This is a genomic window from Vibrio cionasavignyae (assembly GCF_050337155.1).
GTDB lineage: Bacteria > Pseudomonadota > Gammaproteobacteria > Enterobacterales > Vibrionaceae > Vibrio > Vibrio nomapromontoriensis.
The window spans coordinates 35,493-51,262 of sequence record NZ_JAKJSR010000010.1; the positions used below are offsets into that span (position 1 = coordinate 35,493).

Consider the following 15,770-nt stretch of genomic DNA (forward strand, 5'->3'; position numbering starts at 1 on the left):
AACACTGTATATAAACACAGTCATTGTTAATTCGTCGATTTGTCGCGATTAAAAGTGAATGACTACCCTTCACTACTCTCTACTACGTAAACCGTATAAACATGCACCAACATTAGACAAATACACGCTGTTATCTGATAAAAACCATCACCACTGTTTAAATATACAGTAGTGATGATTTGCCTAATTTTTGCGTATCCGCTGTGGTCAAGTGGCTATAATTCAAGGTCCTAAATTTCAATGATTTAGATATTTAAGACCTATTTATTAAGATTTAAGTATTACAACCTAAGCGTCTAACGCCTTCGTCACTTTCTCATACAGATCGTTGGCGAGATTATCCATCGCTTTCAATTTTTCTAACTCAACAATGATCAGCGCTTGGCGCTTGGCATCGTATTTCTTGAATTTGAGTAGAGGATCGATCAATCGTGATGCAACTTGCGGGTTCGATTCATTAAGACTTCGCAGAATTTCACCAGCAAACTGGTAACCACTGCCCGACTTATCATGAAAACGGCGCGGATTCATATTAAGAAACGAACCTATCAAGCTTCTCACTCGGTTTGGGTTACTCAAGCTAAACGCTGTATGTGACATACACGCTTTAACATTTTCAAGTGCATTGTCACTTGGATTTGATCCCTGTAACGCAAACCATTTATCCATAACCAAGCCATCGTGGCTCCAATCCTCACTATAGCGATCCATGAGGTTTTGTCTAATCGGCAGAGAACTACTGTTGGCAGCCACCATCGCGGCAATCGTATCCGTCATATTGTTTGCAACATCAAACTGATTAGACACTAGAGGTGCATATTCTTCCATTGTCGCCAAGTACTGTAAGCAGAGGTTCCGCAGTGCTCGTTTCGCTATCGCAGTATGATTAACGCTATAATCTTGCTGACCCAGAGAATGATACGTAGCTGACAGTTCATCCTTTAGTTCAGAGGCAATAATGTGTTTTACGCCTTTAAGCACATCACAAACCGCATCGACTGATACAATATCATACCAACCTGCAACCTCATTAAAGCTAGGCAGTGAAAGTACTTCAGCAATAAACGCAGGATCAAGCTGATCGTTTAAGATCACCCCTCTAAACGCATCAATAACAAGCTCTGGCAAGGTAATCGCTTGCTGGTTTAATACTGCTTCAACGTTTGATTTAACATACTTTGCCAGCAACATCTGTCCAGCATCCCATTTAGCAAATTCATTTCGAGCATGAATCATTAAAAATGCGAGCTGTTCATCTGAATAATCAAATTCCAGTTTTACTGGCGCTGAAAACTCTCTCAGCATTGATGGCGTTGGTTCGGTATCAATATTTTCAAAGACGAATGTTTGCTCTTGTTGAGTAAAACTTAAAACGTTTCCTACCGCACTACCGTTACACTGTAACTCTAAAATATTTCCTTCACTATCATACAGTTCTACATCAAATGGAATGTGTAGCGCTTGTTTTTCCTGTTGATCTTGTGTTGGTTTCGTACATTGAGTAAGCGTTAACGCATATGTTTGCGCGTTTACATCATAATCCGCTTTCACGCTAACGGTTGGCGTACCAGATTGACTATACCAAAGGCGGAATTGATTAAGATCGATTCCAGACGCATCCTCCATGGCACAGACAAAGTCTTCACACGTTGCCGCAGTTCCATCATGGCGCTCAAAGTAAAGCTTCATTCCCGCTTGGAATTTCTCTTCACCTAGCAAAGTATGCATCATTCGAATTACTTCACTACCCTTCTCATATACCGTTAAGGTATAAAAGTTATTCATCTCAATAACTTTTTCTGGGCGAATAGGATGAGACATTGGGCTTGCATCTTCTGCAAACTGAGGACCACGAATGATTCGAACATTGTTAATGCGGTTGACAGCACGGGAGCCGAGATCTGAAGAAAACTCTTGGTCACGAAATACCGTTAGCCCTTCTTTTAAACTTAGTTGGAACCAGTCTCGACAGGTGACTCGGTTACCGGTCCAGTTATGAAAATACTCATGACCGATAACAGCCTCAATCCCTAAATAGTCAGTGTCTGTCGCCGTCTTTTCATTGGCTAGAACGAACTTGGAGTTGAAAACATTTAAGCCTTTATTCTCCATCGCCCCCATATTGAAAAAGTCGACGGCAACAATCATATAAATATCGAGATCGTATTCTAATCCAAAACGTTCTTCATCCCACTTCATCGAATTAATCAATGACACCATGGCATGATTTGCTCGATCTAGATTGCCCTTATCAACGAAAATCTCTAGTGCAACTTTACGACCAGAGCGCGTTGTATACTGGTCGCGCAACACATCAAAATCGCCAGCGACTAAAGCAAATAGGTAACATGGTTTAGGATGGGGATCTTGCCAAACCACATAATGTCTTTGCGTATCCACCTCACCTTCTTCTACTTTATTACCATTACTAAGTAGGTGTGGGAACGCCACTTTATCGGCAATGACTTTTGTCGTGTAGGTAGCCAGTACATCTGGTCTGTCTAGAAAATAAGTAATGCGTCTAAAACCTTCGGCTTCACATTGTGTGCAGTATGCGCCATCAGATAAGTACAAGCCTTCCAGTGCGCTATTGGCAATTGGCGAAATCTTGTTTTCAATTTTGAGCTCAAACTCAGCAGGTAAGTTTGATAGTTCAAGACCTGATTTTAACTGCTTGTAATCAGGCCACGCTTGACCGTTGATATACACGGCAACCAGTTCAATACCTTCACCATCTAGAAGTAAAGTCGTTGAGTCTGTATTTTGCTTAACAGTAGAGATCGCTGTCACATGAGTTTCACGTTCGTGAAGATCGAAAGTTAGGTTTACATCTGAGATAAAATGAGAAGGCGATTGATAATCGCTACGGTATTTGGCTTTAGGTGCTGACTCCGTCATCCTTTAGTCCTTATTTGTTATAATTAGCATTGTCGCTGTAAATACCGAACGATTATAACCCCATGTATCAACTGATTGCAGATCCTTAACGCAAAAAACGCCAATTAATATTGACGTTTTTTTGGTGACCGTGTGGCTTAGCATTAACGAATCCGGTTAAGTACCGCAAACATATCCCCATCTTCAACTTCTAACGTAAGTTCATCTTGGTTCAAAGTGTAAGTAGCATCATGCTCACCGTCGGGATAAAGCAATACAATATGATTATCTTCAGTGTAATAAACACCACTGTGTATTGCTTCATTTCCTTCGTTTGAACTCACTCGGAAGGTAAACACAAAGTCAGGCTGCAACACCAAATCCATTCTAGCAATGTCGTTAGCATGTTTGTCATCCCCCGTCACGATTGTTGATGACCAAATTCCCGCAAGCGCATTCGGTAACGCTTTTGTAAATACGACACCATTTAAGTTCAGCATATGATGATTGCCACTATAGTTATAGATTTGCGGTTCATCGCTGTTCAGTCCCAAAATAATGGTATCTTCATTGGCCGTAAACAAACCTTCCCAATGTTCAATACTGTAGTCTTGTTTTTGAATATCGATATTGAACGAGTAGTTCGAGTCGAGGGAAAGCTTAATCGCCAGAAATGCATCGGGCGATTCTTCTGGAGTCGGGTTTATCAAATACCAGTCACCCAGTAAAAAAGGCTGATCAAACTGGGTCAAATCATTATTGTCTTTACGTGTATCTGATAATACGCCAAACGATACCACACATAAAATCACAGTAATCCATCTCATATGCTTCCCCTTTGCTGTTTACTTAAGCTTAGGCGCTCACTACGAGAATGCTAAATTTTTTGATCTAAATCACAAATTTTACTGGTGAGTATCAGCTTTGAGAACACAAATTTTGGACAAAAAAAAGCGAGCTCAAGGCTCGCTTTATTATTCAGATTCGTTTCTATTGCTTAATCATGTCGACCATAATGGCAACTGATTCGTCCAGATACGCATCAGGCACTTCGTAATCTTTTGGTACGTCATCTAGCGTAGCAAAAAGATCATCTCCCGCCGCTTTTTGGCGAGCATTGATACGATCAAGTCGTCGCACGTCATGATTATCACTTTCAGCTTGCCTTGTCGCTTCATTTAACGACAATGTCTTGTCGTCTTTTTCGGCGTTGTACTTAGCAATATCTTCAGCGATAAATCCAAACTCCATATCAGAGCCAATTCGTGCTTCATGCTTCTTCGTTAATGCTGCAATCATCTCGTCGTTACGCTGTAACACTTGGTATTTTGCAGGGTCAATGCTGTCCCAAGGCAGTGCGTTATCTTCTACACTCTCCCCTGTTTCCGCAGGATCGATTGGTGTTGGGAACGCAATATCAGGTACTACCCCTTTATTTTGCGTACTACCGCCATTAATTCGATAAAACTTCTGAATCGTGTATTGCACGTAACCCAATTCTTTATCAAACAAGTCATAGATGTGATTTAGTGAACGGTGCTGTTGTACCGTGCCCTTACCAAATGAATTCTCACCTAAAACTATGGCACGACCATAATCTTGCAACGCAGCAGCAAAGATCTCAGATGCCGAGGCGCTATATCGATTTACCAGTATGGTTAACGGACCTTCGTAACTCACTTTTCCGTCGGTATCGTTATTAACGTTAACACGACCATAGCTGTCACGAACTTGTACCGCCGGACCACTGTCAATAAACAATCCGGTCATTGCGGTTGCTTCTGTTAACGCACCACCACCGTTGTTACGTAAATCGACAATAATACCGTCAACGCCTTTCTCTTTAAGTTCGGTAATAAGTTTGTCGGTATCTTTAGAAAGTCCTACGTAATAGCTAGGAACTTCGAGAACACCAATTTTCTTACCATCCTTCTCAAAGATTTCAGACTTTACTGCACGATCTTCTAATCGAATTTTATCTCTAGTAATTTCAACCACTTGTGCTTTAGCATCTTTACTATCAGACAAAATTTGCAACTTAACTTTGGTTCCTTTTGGTCCCTTAATAAGTTGCACGACATCATCGAGTCGCCATCCAATCACATCAACAATTTCTTTGCCGTCTTGGCCAACGCCGATAATCTTATCGCCTTCACCTAGCTGTTTACTTTTTGACGCAGGGCCACCAGCAACTAGAGAACGAATAATCGTATAATCATCCGTCATTTGAAGTACCGCACCAATCCCTTCAAGAGATAAATTCATCTCTGATTGGAATTGCTCAGCAGAACGTGGCGACAAATAACTCGTATGCGGATCAACTTCACGCGCGAACGCATTCATGTAAATCTGAAAAGCATCTTCATTATGAGATTGAGTGATTCGTTTGATCGCATTATTGTAACGCTTACCTAACGTCTCTTTTATCTCATCCCAATCCTTACCGGCAAGTTTAAGGTTAAGCGCATCGTATTTAACACGTTTACGCCACAACTCATTAAGTTCAGCTTCGTCTTTAGCCCAATTGGCTTCCGAACGATCAAGCTCTATACCTTCATCGACATCAAACTTCATCTCCGTATCAAGCAGAGATAATGCATAGACAAAACGATCGTATCGTTTCTGCATCGATAAGTTATAGACATCAAACGCAACCTGATTGTTACCCGCTTTCAATTGATCATCGAGCAGTGTCGACCAAGCATTAAAGCCATCAATATCAGATTGAGTAAAAATGTTACGGTTGTAGTCGAGCATTTCCAAATAACGATTGAACATCGCCTTGGAAAACTCATCATCTAGGGTGAAATGCTTATAGTGAGATCGTGTAAAGCGAGATGTCACTCGCTTACTCGCGGTTTCATGTTGTGCTTCTGGAGCTAAAGTCGGGATATCAGTTTTCTGATACTTAGCTTCTAAAGCGTGAGCTGAAGACGCTGCTAGCCAAAGGCTAGCAGCAATCAAAGATACTTTTGAACGGCACTTCATGCGTAGGAGTTTCTCCTTTAAGCGCGCAAATGCTCCGCTTTAACAACCATTTGTAGGCCATTGACTAGCTGAACACGCACATCTTCCTTATTGATTTCAACAATGGTCGCAGCCATGTTTCCTTTACCCATGTTTACGTTAACGTCTTTGCCTACGATCATTTCATCGTTATTCAAAGCACGCGTTTCAACAGGTTTGCTTACTTTTGCGTTTTTGCTTGCACTACTTTGTGGTTTACGAGCTTGTGGCTTTTTAGCTTTCGGCTGTTTAGCTTTCGCTTCTTCACGCGCTTTTTGAGCTTGCTCTTTGCGGCGATTCGCAACTTTTGCTTTGCTTTCAGCTAGTGTTGCTTGAGCATGTTCTACATGTTCAGCTTCAAGCTCTCCACAAGCATTACCATCTAAATCTACTCGTACTGCACCCGGTTTAACACCGTGCAGGTAACGCCAAGAAGAAGTGTACTGTCTTAACGCTGCACGTAGCTGAGTTTTACTTACTTTCTCATCATCTTTCAAGCGTTCAGCAAGATCTTGAAATATACCAATTTTAAGCGGTTTCGCTTCACCTTCTACAGTAAAGCATTTAGGGAAACATTCAGCAACATACGCGATAATTTCTTTGCTGTTCTTCAACTTCTCAGTGTTTTCCATGTGGGTTCCTGGTTAATGCGGTTTTCCGCGAAGCATTAAGAAAAATATTCTTGGTATTATAGTGACCTGCTATAGAAAAACCACCAGCAAATGTGATTTTAGACCACGTTTGCATGGGAATTGAGCACCTTTTCTACAGATCTCATGAAGTTTGTCAGTCCAATTTCGTCAATTTCGGAAAATCGATTAATACTTGGGCTATCTATATCCAATACACCAACCACTTCACCATTCACAGAAAATGGAATCACAATCTCAGAATTACTCGCAGCATCACAAGCGATGTGCCCTTCAAATTGATAAACATCGGCAATTCTCTGAACCGTATTGGTTTCAACTGCTGTACCACACACTCCTCTACCTACCGGAATGCGTACACAGGCAGGTTTACCCTGAAAAGGACCTAATACTAATTCACCGTCCTTCATGAGATAAAAGCCGACCCAGTTAAGATCGTCTAACTCCATGTTAAGAAGTGCACTAATATTAGAAAGGTTAGCGATAAAATCCGTTTCTGATTCCGTCAGTGCAATAGCTTGTTTCGCTAGGCGATCGTAATTGTCTAAATTCATTATATTTCCATTAATATAGTGCTTTGATTTTGTTCTAATCCACGTACAATGCCTCAATCTAAATAGGACTTATTATCATAAATATGACCAGTACGAACGACACTATTAGCCGCTCTTGGTTGATAACACAAGTAAAAACTCACAAGTCTCGACTTATTGGCGCAAATTTAATCGCCATTATTGCCACATTAATTAGCGTCCCTATTCCACTACTCATGCCGCTTATGGTTGATGAGGTGTTGTTGGATCAACCCGGTTTAGGGCTAAGTTACATGAATACGCTTCTCCCTCAGTCCCTAGAAACACCAATTGGTTATATCAGTCTTACACTTATCCTTGTTGTTCTGATGCGGGCTTTTAGTCAAGCCTTCAATATTTTGCAAAGTCGTCAGTTCACTCTAGTGTCCAAAACCATCACCTATCAAATTCGTTGCAAAATGATTGATAAATTGGGCCGCATTAGCATACGTCAGTACGAAACAAGGGGCAGTGGTGGCATCAATGCGCATTTAATTACTGACATTGAAACTATTGACCAGTTTATCGGTTCGACGCTTAGTAAATTCATCGTTAGCTTTCTCACCGTCTTTGGCACCGCGATTGTCCTGCTGTGGCTAGACTGGCGATTAGGCCTTTTCATTTTGTTGGTCAACCCCGTCGTTATCTATTTTTCTCGTAAATTAGGTGGCATGGTTAAACACCTTAAGAAGAAAGAAAACCAAGCCTTTGAAGGATTCCAAAATCGCTTGGTTGAAACCCTTGACGGTATCTATCAACTAAGAGCCGCAAATCGTGAACGTGAATTTTTACAACAACTCAAAGGACAAGCTGACCAAATCCGTATCAATGCAGACAAATACGCTTGGCAATCTGAAGCGGCTAGCCGTGTCTCCTTTCTTCTCTTTCTCATCGGATTTGAATTGTTTCGTGCGGTTGCTATGGTAATGGTGTTATTTAGTGACTTAACCATTGGCCAAATCTTCGCGGTATTTGGGTATCTATGGTTCATGCTAGGTCCAGTTCAAGAACTATTGGGCATTCAGTTTTCTTGGTATAGCGCGAAGGCTGCCTTAGCACGGATTAACTCACTGTTGGCTCTCGAAGAAGAGGCTAGAACCGTGAGTAAGATAAACCCGTTCCACAACGGTAAACAGGTTGATGTGTCAATTCAGAACGTGAGCTTTTGTTATGACGACGATAAAGATGTACTTCGCAATTTAACGCTAGAGATACCCGCAGGAAAGAAAGTGGCACTCGTTGGGGCTAGTGGTGGTGGCAAGTCTACACTCATACAGTTACTGATTGGCGTTTATACACAAAGACAAGGCATCATAAATTATAATGGTTCTGATAGCCGCGACATCGGTTTTGACATAATTCGAGATAAAATTGCTGTTGTTTTACAGCAACCTATACTATTCAATGACAGCATAAGGCATAATCTGACGCTCGGACGTCACTATGATGACCGTGAAATATGGAATGCCCTGGACGTCGCGCAACTACAAGATGTCACCAGAAAATTGACCGACGGTCTCGATACCGAAATCGGGCGAAATGGTATTCGTCTTTCTGGAGGACAGCGACAACGGCTCGCCATTGCTAGAATGATATTAAGCAATCCGCAGTTTGTCATACTTGATGAAGCAACATCAGCACTAGACACCTCAACCGAGGCTGCTTTGCATATTGCTTTAAGTGCTTTTTTGCAAAACCGGACAACCCTAATCGTTGCGCATAGGTTGTCTGCGGTCAAACAGGCGGATTTAATTTATGTGTTGGAAGATGGACAAGTTACCCAAACCGGTACCCACATCGAATTGGTTGAACAACAGGGACTCTATCAAACCCTGTATGGTTCGGTGCAATCCGCAAGTTAATCGTGGCGAAATGAACGCATCGTACACGTATTTTGGAGTTTACGATGCGCGTTGTTTCTAATTCACAAGATCCACAAACAAGTAACCAACCCCAGCAGCAAAATGTGCGGCTATGCCAGTGCTGCGAATTGCCAGTCGCCGTCATCGGCCTCGATAAAGGGTATAGCGCCGACTGCCCTCGTTGTGGAACTCAGCTCTACCGCAGTGAACATCATTCTATTAATGGCAATTTAGCGATTGCCATTACTTGCTTATTACTTTTTATTCCTTCTCACTATTTTGACTTTATTACCATCAGATTGGTAGGTGTGATGATTCAAGGCACCTTATTTGAGGGGGTATTAGCACTAAATCAAGAAGGTTACCCCGGTCTCGCATTACTCACTCTTTTTTGTCACACCATTGCACCTGTTGCCATGTGTACTGCAGTCCTCACCACACACCTAGCGCTACGATTTCACTGGTTTAAAACGCTTAAGTGGTCCTTAAGCATACTCACCCATAGTAAACACTGGATGATGTTAGATGTTTTTCTTATTAGCATCGCCATTTCATGTTTCAAGTTGCAAGACTATTCCGACATCTACATTGGTCATGCGTTATATAGCTTAGTACTACTGCAAGGACTGAGCGTTTTGCTTGTATGTCGCATCAGTGTTAGGCGCTACTGGGAGGCATGGAAACCAGAAATCTCTTACCCTTCTTCAGTAAAAGAGATTCATTGCCACAGTTGCCACCTTTCTCAAAAAGAGGCCGACCGTTGTTTACGATGTGAAGCTAAGCTTCATCATAGAAAACCCTATTCATTGCAAAAAACCTGGGCTTACCTCATCGCAGCATCGGTGGCGATTCTGCCTGCAAACTTAATCCCAATATCGATTCTCATCACCAATGGACAACGATTAGAAGATACCATCTTCTCTGGTGTTGCGTCCCTAATCAATAACGACATGATCGGTATCGCTATCATTATCTTTGTCGCCAGTATTGTCGTGCCGGTGGCGAAGATATTAGGACTGGGGTATCTGCTTTTTTGTATACAATTTGATAAAGTGAACAATCACCGTTTTGAAATGACCGTCTTTCGGATCATAAAATGGATAGGTAAATGGTCAATGACCGATCTCTTTGTCATATCAATTATGTTGACCTTGGTAGACCGAGGGCAAATTCTTAATTTTACACCGGGCTTCGGCGCGGTAGCGTTTGGTATTGTTGTCATATTCACCATGTTTGCAGCCGAGAGCCTCGACCCTCGCCTATTATGGGATAAAAAGACAACATCCTCTTCTGTATTAGACACTAAGACGAGTATTAGCGGTAATGAGTAACGAGACTAAGCAACCTATGTCGTTCAACCCTGAAGTGAAGAAAGATCGTCGGATTTCACCGCTTTGGATTCTGCCAATTTTGACTCTCATATTAGCTGGCTGGCTATTAGCAAAAGCCGTGCATGATGCAGGTCAGCGTGTTCAGATCTATTTTTCTGATGCCCAAGGTCTTATCGCGGGACGCACGACCATTAGGTATCAAGGGTTAGAAGTTGGGATGATCCGTGACATAAACTTATCCAAAGACCTTAGTAATATCTATGTTGATGCCGATATCTACCCTGAAGCGACCAAGTTACTTGGCGAAGACACTAAGTTTTGGCTAGTAAAACCATCTGCATCCTTATCAGGGATTTCTGGTCTAGATGCACTAGTGTCGGGTAACTATGTTTCCATTTATCCGGCAACAGAGACCAGCAATAGCAAAACAAAGTTCCAAGCATTGGATACTGCACCGGCTGAGCTGGCAGCCAATGACGGCCTAACCGTCACACTCAAAGCTCGTGATCTTGGTGGTATCTCCGTCGGTTCAAAAATCGTCTATAAGAAGATACCAATCGGTGAAGTGTACAGTTTTAAGCTGGATGAAGACGCAGAAAGCGTACTCATTAAAGCCTCTATTGAACAACAATTTAGCCATATTATTACTGACAAGAGTCGCTTTTGGAACGTCAGTGGCATTGGCGCCAATGTTGGCTTCCAAGGCGTCGACATTCGTTTAGAAAGCTTAAGCGCCATACTAGCAGGCGCGATTGCCGTTGACTCACCAGATAGTGGCGCGCCCGTCGAGAAAGGCACCTCTTTTAAACTCTATCGTGATTTAAAAACGGCTGGTCGTGGTATCCCTATCTCCATAACACTGCCAGACAATAGTAATTTGAAAGCTAACGGTTCTCCGATCGTTTACCGAGGATTGGAAATCGGCCAAATAAATAATCTCGCACTCAATGATGAACGTGATTCCATCATCGCTTCTGCATCTATCGAACCAGCCTTTAGTGATATGTTAAACGAAGGCACGCTGTTCTTACTCGAAGAAGCCAAAGTATCTTTGTCAGGCGTCGAGAACCTATCAAACTTAATTACTGGCAACTTTTTAACACTCGTTCCAGGGACGGGTGGCAAAGCCCGCCAATTCGATGCTATTAAGCAAGAAGAGTTTGATCGAGTAAAAGCCAAATCCATTTCTATTCGGCTGCTATCGGAAAACTCTTTCGGTTTAGAGCCAGGAAGCAGCGTATTATATCGCGGAATTCCTGTTGGCTCCCTCACCTCAGTTGAACTCGTCGACGATCAAGTTGCCATGGACATTGCCGTAGATATTGAATACCGCAACCTTATTAGAACCCAAAATCGATTCTATGTAACAGGAAGTGCCACTGCAGAGCTTACCAAAGCAGGACTCAATGTTACCGTCCCACCAGCAAAGCAATTACTTACCGGTTCGATTAGTTTTGTGAGTGAAGGTAAAGCGACAGAGCGTGTTGAATTCCCGCTATTCCAAACTAAATCATTAGCGGAATTAGCAAAGCACAATCAATCAGGCTCAATGAAACTGGCCCTGTTTGCCAACGAATTACCGCCAATTCAAGAAGGCAGCCCTATCCTTTACCGCAACATGCAAGTTGGTAGTGTAACGGACTTCTCATTAGTCGATGGAGGCGTCTACATCAACACCTCGATTGATAATCGCTACAAGCATTTAATTACCCCTCAAACCGTTTTTTGGAATCGTTCGGGAGTAGAAGTGGAGGCATCGTTGTCTGGTGTTAGCGTAAAAGCTGCACCGCTCAAAACGCTAATAGACGGAGGCATCGCCTTTGACTCTATGCCTGGTATAGAAAATAAGACAGGTAAAAGTTGGAAATTATACCAAGACTTTAATGACGCGAGAAAATTTGGCGCTTCCGTTCAACTGGTCACCACAACTACGGACCAACAAGTCACCAAAGGCATGCCTATTAAATATCAAGGCGTGAAAGTGGGTGAAGTCATGTTAACACTCCCCGACTTTACCCATGAACGTGTTGAGATTACCGCTCGAATACTGCCTGAGTACGTAGAGCAAGTCGCCAATTCGCAAGCCTATTTTTGGCTAGTTAAACCAGAGTTTGGCTTGAGTGGTGTGAAAAATTTGAATGCACTAGTCTCCCAATATATTGCGGTTGAACCGGGAAAAGGCAAAACACAAAAGCAATTCAAGCTCTTTGATTTCCCTAAAGTTGAGAATGGCATTGAGTTTACACTGCAAAGCGAAAACCGAGGTTCCATCAAAGAAGGAACCCCTATTCTCTATCGTGACCTTGAGGTTGGTCGTGTAACAGACGTCGAACTTGGTCCCTTCGCCGATAGAGTGATTTCAACCTTTCAAATAAAGCCAGAGTTCGCCTATTTAGTTCGCGCCAATAGCGTATTTTGGAATGTATCGGGTGTCGATGTTCAGATTGGCCTTTCTGGCGCCAGCATTAAAGCAGGTACAATGGATAGCCTAATTCGTGGCGGGGTGACTTTTTCAACGCCTGAAGGGACTGAACTTCAGCCAAGAGCCAGTGAAGGTCAGAGCTTTTACCTCAATCAATCCGGCGACCCTAAATGGAAGGAATGGCGAACTGCAATCCCTGCTCCTTAGAAAAGATTCACAGCAAAAAGCCCTGCGCTGTTAAATCACACAGATAGGCCCGCAAACGCGGGCTTTCGTTTTCTGTTCAGTGCAGTTCAGGTTATAATTGAGCAAATACTTTCCAACCAGCAGGCTCTATTTTGCACTCTAACGTCTATATCCCTGACGACTTTCTAACGCACATCGCATCTCAACTACCCAAGCATCTAAATATGGATGACTTTGTTGCCGCTTGCCAAAGACCGTTACGAAAGAGTATCCGTGTCAATACCCTCAAACTGACCGTTGACGCTTTCTTAGCAAGAGCAGAAGAAAATAACTGGTCGCTCACCGCTATCCCTTGGTGTAATGAAGGTTTTTGGATTGACGCCGATGAGAGTCAAGTACCGCTAGGAAATACAGCAGAACACATGGCAGGCTTATTCTACATTCAAGAAGCAAGCTCTATGCTTCCTCCAAGCGCCCTTTTCAACGATCACGCTAGCTTTGATACCGTGCTAGATATGGCAGCGGCGCCCGGTTCAAAAACAACGCAGATTGCCGCACTCATGGATAATAACGGCATTTTAGTCGCGAACGAGTTTGCCTCTAGTCGAGTCAAAGTACTACACGCCAATATTGAACGCTGTGGCGTTAGAAATGTTGCGTTGAGTAATTATGATGCTCGCGTGTTTGGTGGCTGGCTACCAGAACGCTTTGATGCCATTTTATTAGACGCCCCATGTTCCGGTGAAGGCACAATTCGAAAAGACGCCGATGCAATGAAAAACTGGAGTCTTGAGTCCACCAATGACATCGCAGAAACACAGAAAGATCTTATCGAAAGTGCATTTCACGCGTTAAAAGTAGGCGGTACACTGGTCTACTCTACCTGCGCTTTGAGCTGCGAAGAAAACCAACAAGTCATGCAACACCTTCGAGATACGTTTGATCACGCGGTTGAGTTTGAGTCACTTGAGCACTTATTTCCAGATGCTAAGCTCGCGACAACGACGGAAGGCTTCTTACATGTTTACCCTCAATTATTTGATAGTGAAGGTTTTTTTATTGCCAAAGTCAAAAAACTGGTGTCTACAACTCCGCCAGTAGTGAAAAAAAGGCTGGGTAAATTCCCATTCCAGAAGCTATCGTCTAAAGAAAATGAAGCCGCTACGTTGTCACTGAAATCCGCATTCTCCATCGATTTCCCAACACATAGTCAACTTTGGAAACGTGATAACGATATATGGCTATTTCCAACAGCGCTCGAACCATTACTGGGTGAGTTTCGCTTCTCCCGCATGGGAATCAAGGTCGCTGAGCAACACAAAAAAGGCTACCGTTGGCAACACCAAGTTGCGACATCACTAGCAAGCAGTCAAGCTGAAACGGTCGCGGTGAATCAATCTGATGCGAGAGAGTGGTATATGGGCAGAGATATTCGCCCAGAAGGCTTAAGTGGTTCTGGAGAAGTCTTTGTTAGCTATAATCACTTCGTCATTGGGTTGGGGAAATGGGTAGGCAACCGGATTAAAAATGGCTTACCTCGAGAGTTAGTGAGAGATAAAAATCTGTTTTAACCCAGAGGCATAGCGGTTTTGTGCTGTTAAAACCGCTGTGCATATCGCTTTTTTACCGTTTTGTACTACACTTTAGGGGTTATCAACATTGGCATGAACAAGCGATATCACATCAACTAAGTGGTTCATTTTAAACTCGCTTGCTTAGCATCAGTACACCGAATAAAGCTATAGCATTAATCGTTGAGTAACCAGTTAATAGTAAGTAACTAACACTCGATTAAAACAGTTAGCGTAGGCTCTCCATGAGCCATTCCCCTAGGCCCAAAACAGGATCAGTTTTGGGCCTCTTTTTCGCTCTTACCTTTCAATAACCAATCGATTGTCACGCCAACAATCGGGATGGTCAAAGGGGATAGCTAAGATTACGCGTCTTCGCCAACCAAGCGAATGCCATCTTTATCAATCGTGATTTTGCCTTGCTTGAATAAACCACCAATGGTTTTTTTGAACGTACCTTTACTGGTTTTAAACGTCGTAAAAATCGCTTCTGGCGTCGACTTATCACTTAAAGGCAAGAATCCGCCCTTCTTCTCAAGCAAACTCAGAATACTTTCACTTAAATCATCCATCTTTGCCGTACCAATCTTTTGTAGTCTAAGATCGATCTTCCCATCTTCACGAACTTGCTTAACAAAACCTTTCAGACGTTTACCAACGAATAGCTTACCAAATACATCCGATTGGAAGATCATGCCCCAATGCTCACCGTTAACAATGGCTTTATAACCAAGTTCACTGCGCTCGGCGATGATTAAATCGACTTGTTGGTTCGTGGTGTAAACCGCAGGCACGTTATCGAGCCATTTATTGAATTTAGTCGTACCAACAATACGCCCAGAGGCTTTGTCGGTATAAACATAAACCAAAATATTTTGACCAACGACCAAGCGTCCACGCTGCTCACTAAATGGAATCAGAAGGTCTTTTTCTTTGATGCCCCAGCTTGCAAATGCACCAACACTGTTAACGCCTTCAATTGTCATCATTCCCCACTCACCCACCTGTGCTACAGGCTTATTCGTGGTCGCTGCAATCTGGTTATCTGAATCAAAATAGAGAAAAACATCAATGCTATCGCCAACTTTTACCCCTTCAGGAGCGTATTTTTTGGTTAGCAAAATTGAACCATAATCTTTGCCGTCTAAAAACCACCCGAAGTCTGCTTCTTTCATCACTTCAAGCTGGTTCATTTGACCTACATTTATCATTATTTTATCTCTATTGGGATTATTCGGGCGATTATACCTGACTCGCTTTAAGATGCTAGTTTCTGCGTGTTCTGATATGCTT

The 15,770-nt window shown here is 42.7% G+C and carries 10 protein-coding genes; 4 read left to right on the forward strand and 6 right to left on the reverse strand.

Annotation, left to right across the window (positions count from 1 at the left end; genetic code table 11):
- Window positions 1-288: 288 nt before the first annotated feature.
- From pepN to L4D74_RS03425, 5 genes are all read right to left on the reverse strand, one after another.
- Window positions 289-2,898, reverse strand: a complete 2,610-nt coding sequence (gene pepN, locus L4D74_RS03405) for an aminopeptidase N (RefSeq protein WP_428750720.1) — start codon at window positions 2,896-2,898, stop codon at window positions 289-291.
- Window positions 2,899-3,041: 143 nt separating this feature from the next.
- Complete coding sequence (locus L4D74_RS03410) at window positions 3,042-3,704, reverse strand: hypothetical protein (RefSeq protein WP_428750721.1); 663 nt, start codon at window positions 3,702-3,704, stop codon at window positions 3,042-3,044.
- A 163-nt stretch (window positions 3,705-3,867) separates the two neighbouring features.
- A complete protein-coding gene (gene prc / locus L4D74_RS03415) occupies window positions 3,868-5,865 on the reverse strand; it encodes a carboxy terminal-processing peptidase (protein ID WP_428750722.1) in 1,998 nt (665 codons plus the stop codon).
- A gap of 17 nt (window positions 5,866-5,882) precedes the next feature.
- Window positions 5,883-6,515 carry an RNA chaperone ProQ gene (gene proQ, locus L4D74_RS03420; RefSeq protein WP_428750723.1) on the reverse strand — a complete coding sequence of 211 codons (633 nt, stop codon included), beginning with the start codon at window positions 6,513-6,515 and terminating at the stop codon, window positions 5,883-5,885.
- Between the two features lie 98 nt (window positions 6,516-6,613).
- Window positions 6,614-7,087: a GAF domain-containing protein gene (locus tag L4D74_RS03425; RefSeq protein WP_428750724.1), complete on the reverse strand. Its 474-nt coding sequence runs from the start codon at window positions 7,085-7,087 to the stop codon at window positions 6,614-6,616.
- 83 nt (window positions 7,088-7,170) lie between these two features.
- Between L4D74_RS03425 and L4D74_RS03430 the strand changes: the two genes are divergently transcribed.
- The 4 genes from L4D74_RS03430 to rsmF all read left to right on the forward strand — a co-directional run bounded on the left by L4D74_RS03430 (window position 7,171) and on the right by rsmF (window position 14,477).
- A complete protein-coding gene (locus tag L4D74_RS03430) occupies window positions 7,171-8,967 on the forward strand; it encodes an ABC transporter ATP-binding protein (RefSeq protein ID WP_428750725.1) in 1,797 nt (598 codons plus the stop codon).
- A 44-nt stretch (window positions 8,968-9,011) separates the two neighbouring features.
- Entirely contained in the window at window positions 9,012-10,298 is a 1,287-nt protein-coding gene (locus L4D74_RS03435; RefSeq protein ID WP_428750726.1) for a PqiA/YebS family transporter subunit, read from the forward strand.
- Window positions 10,291-12,927: a PqiB family protein gene (locus L4D74_RS03440; RefSeq protein ID WP_428750727.1), complete on the forward strand. Its 2,637-nt coding sequence runs from the start codon at window positions 10,291-10,293 to the stop codon at window positions 12,925-12,927. Before L4D74_RS03435 ends, L4D74_RS03440 begins: the two co-directional genes overlap by 8 nt.
- A gap of 131 nt (window positions 12,928-13,058) precedes the next feature.
- Window positions 13,059-14,477: a 16S rRNA (cytosine(1407)-C(5))-methyltransferase RsmF gene (rsmF, locus tag L4D74_RS03445; protein ID WP_428750728.1), complete on the forward strand. Its 1,419-nt coding sequence runs from the start codon at window positions 13,059-13,061 to the stop codon at window positions 14,475-14,477.
- 365 nt (window positions 14,478-14,842) lie between these two features.
- On the opposite strand, the gene L4D74_RS03450 is transcribed toward rsmF, so the two are convergent.
- Window positions 14,843-15,688 (reverse strand): CvfB family protein, encoded by an 846-nt coding sequence (locus L4D74_RS03450; protein WP_428750729.1) that lies wholly within the window; start codon window positions 15,686-15,688, stop codon window positions 14,843-14,845.
- Window positions 15,689-15,770: the final 82 nt, after the last annotated feature.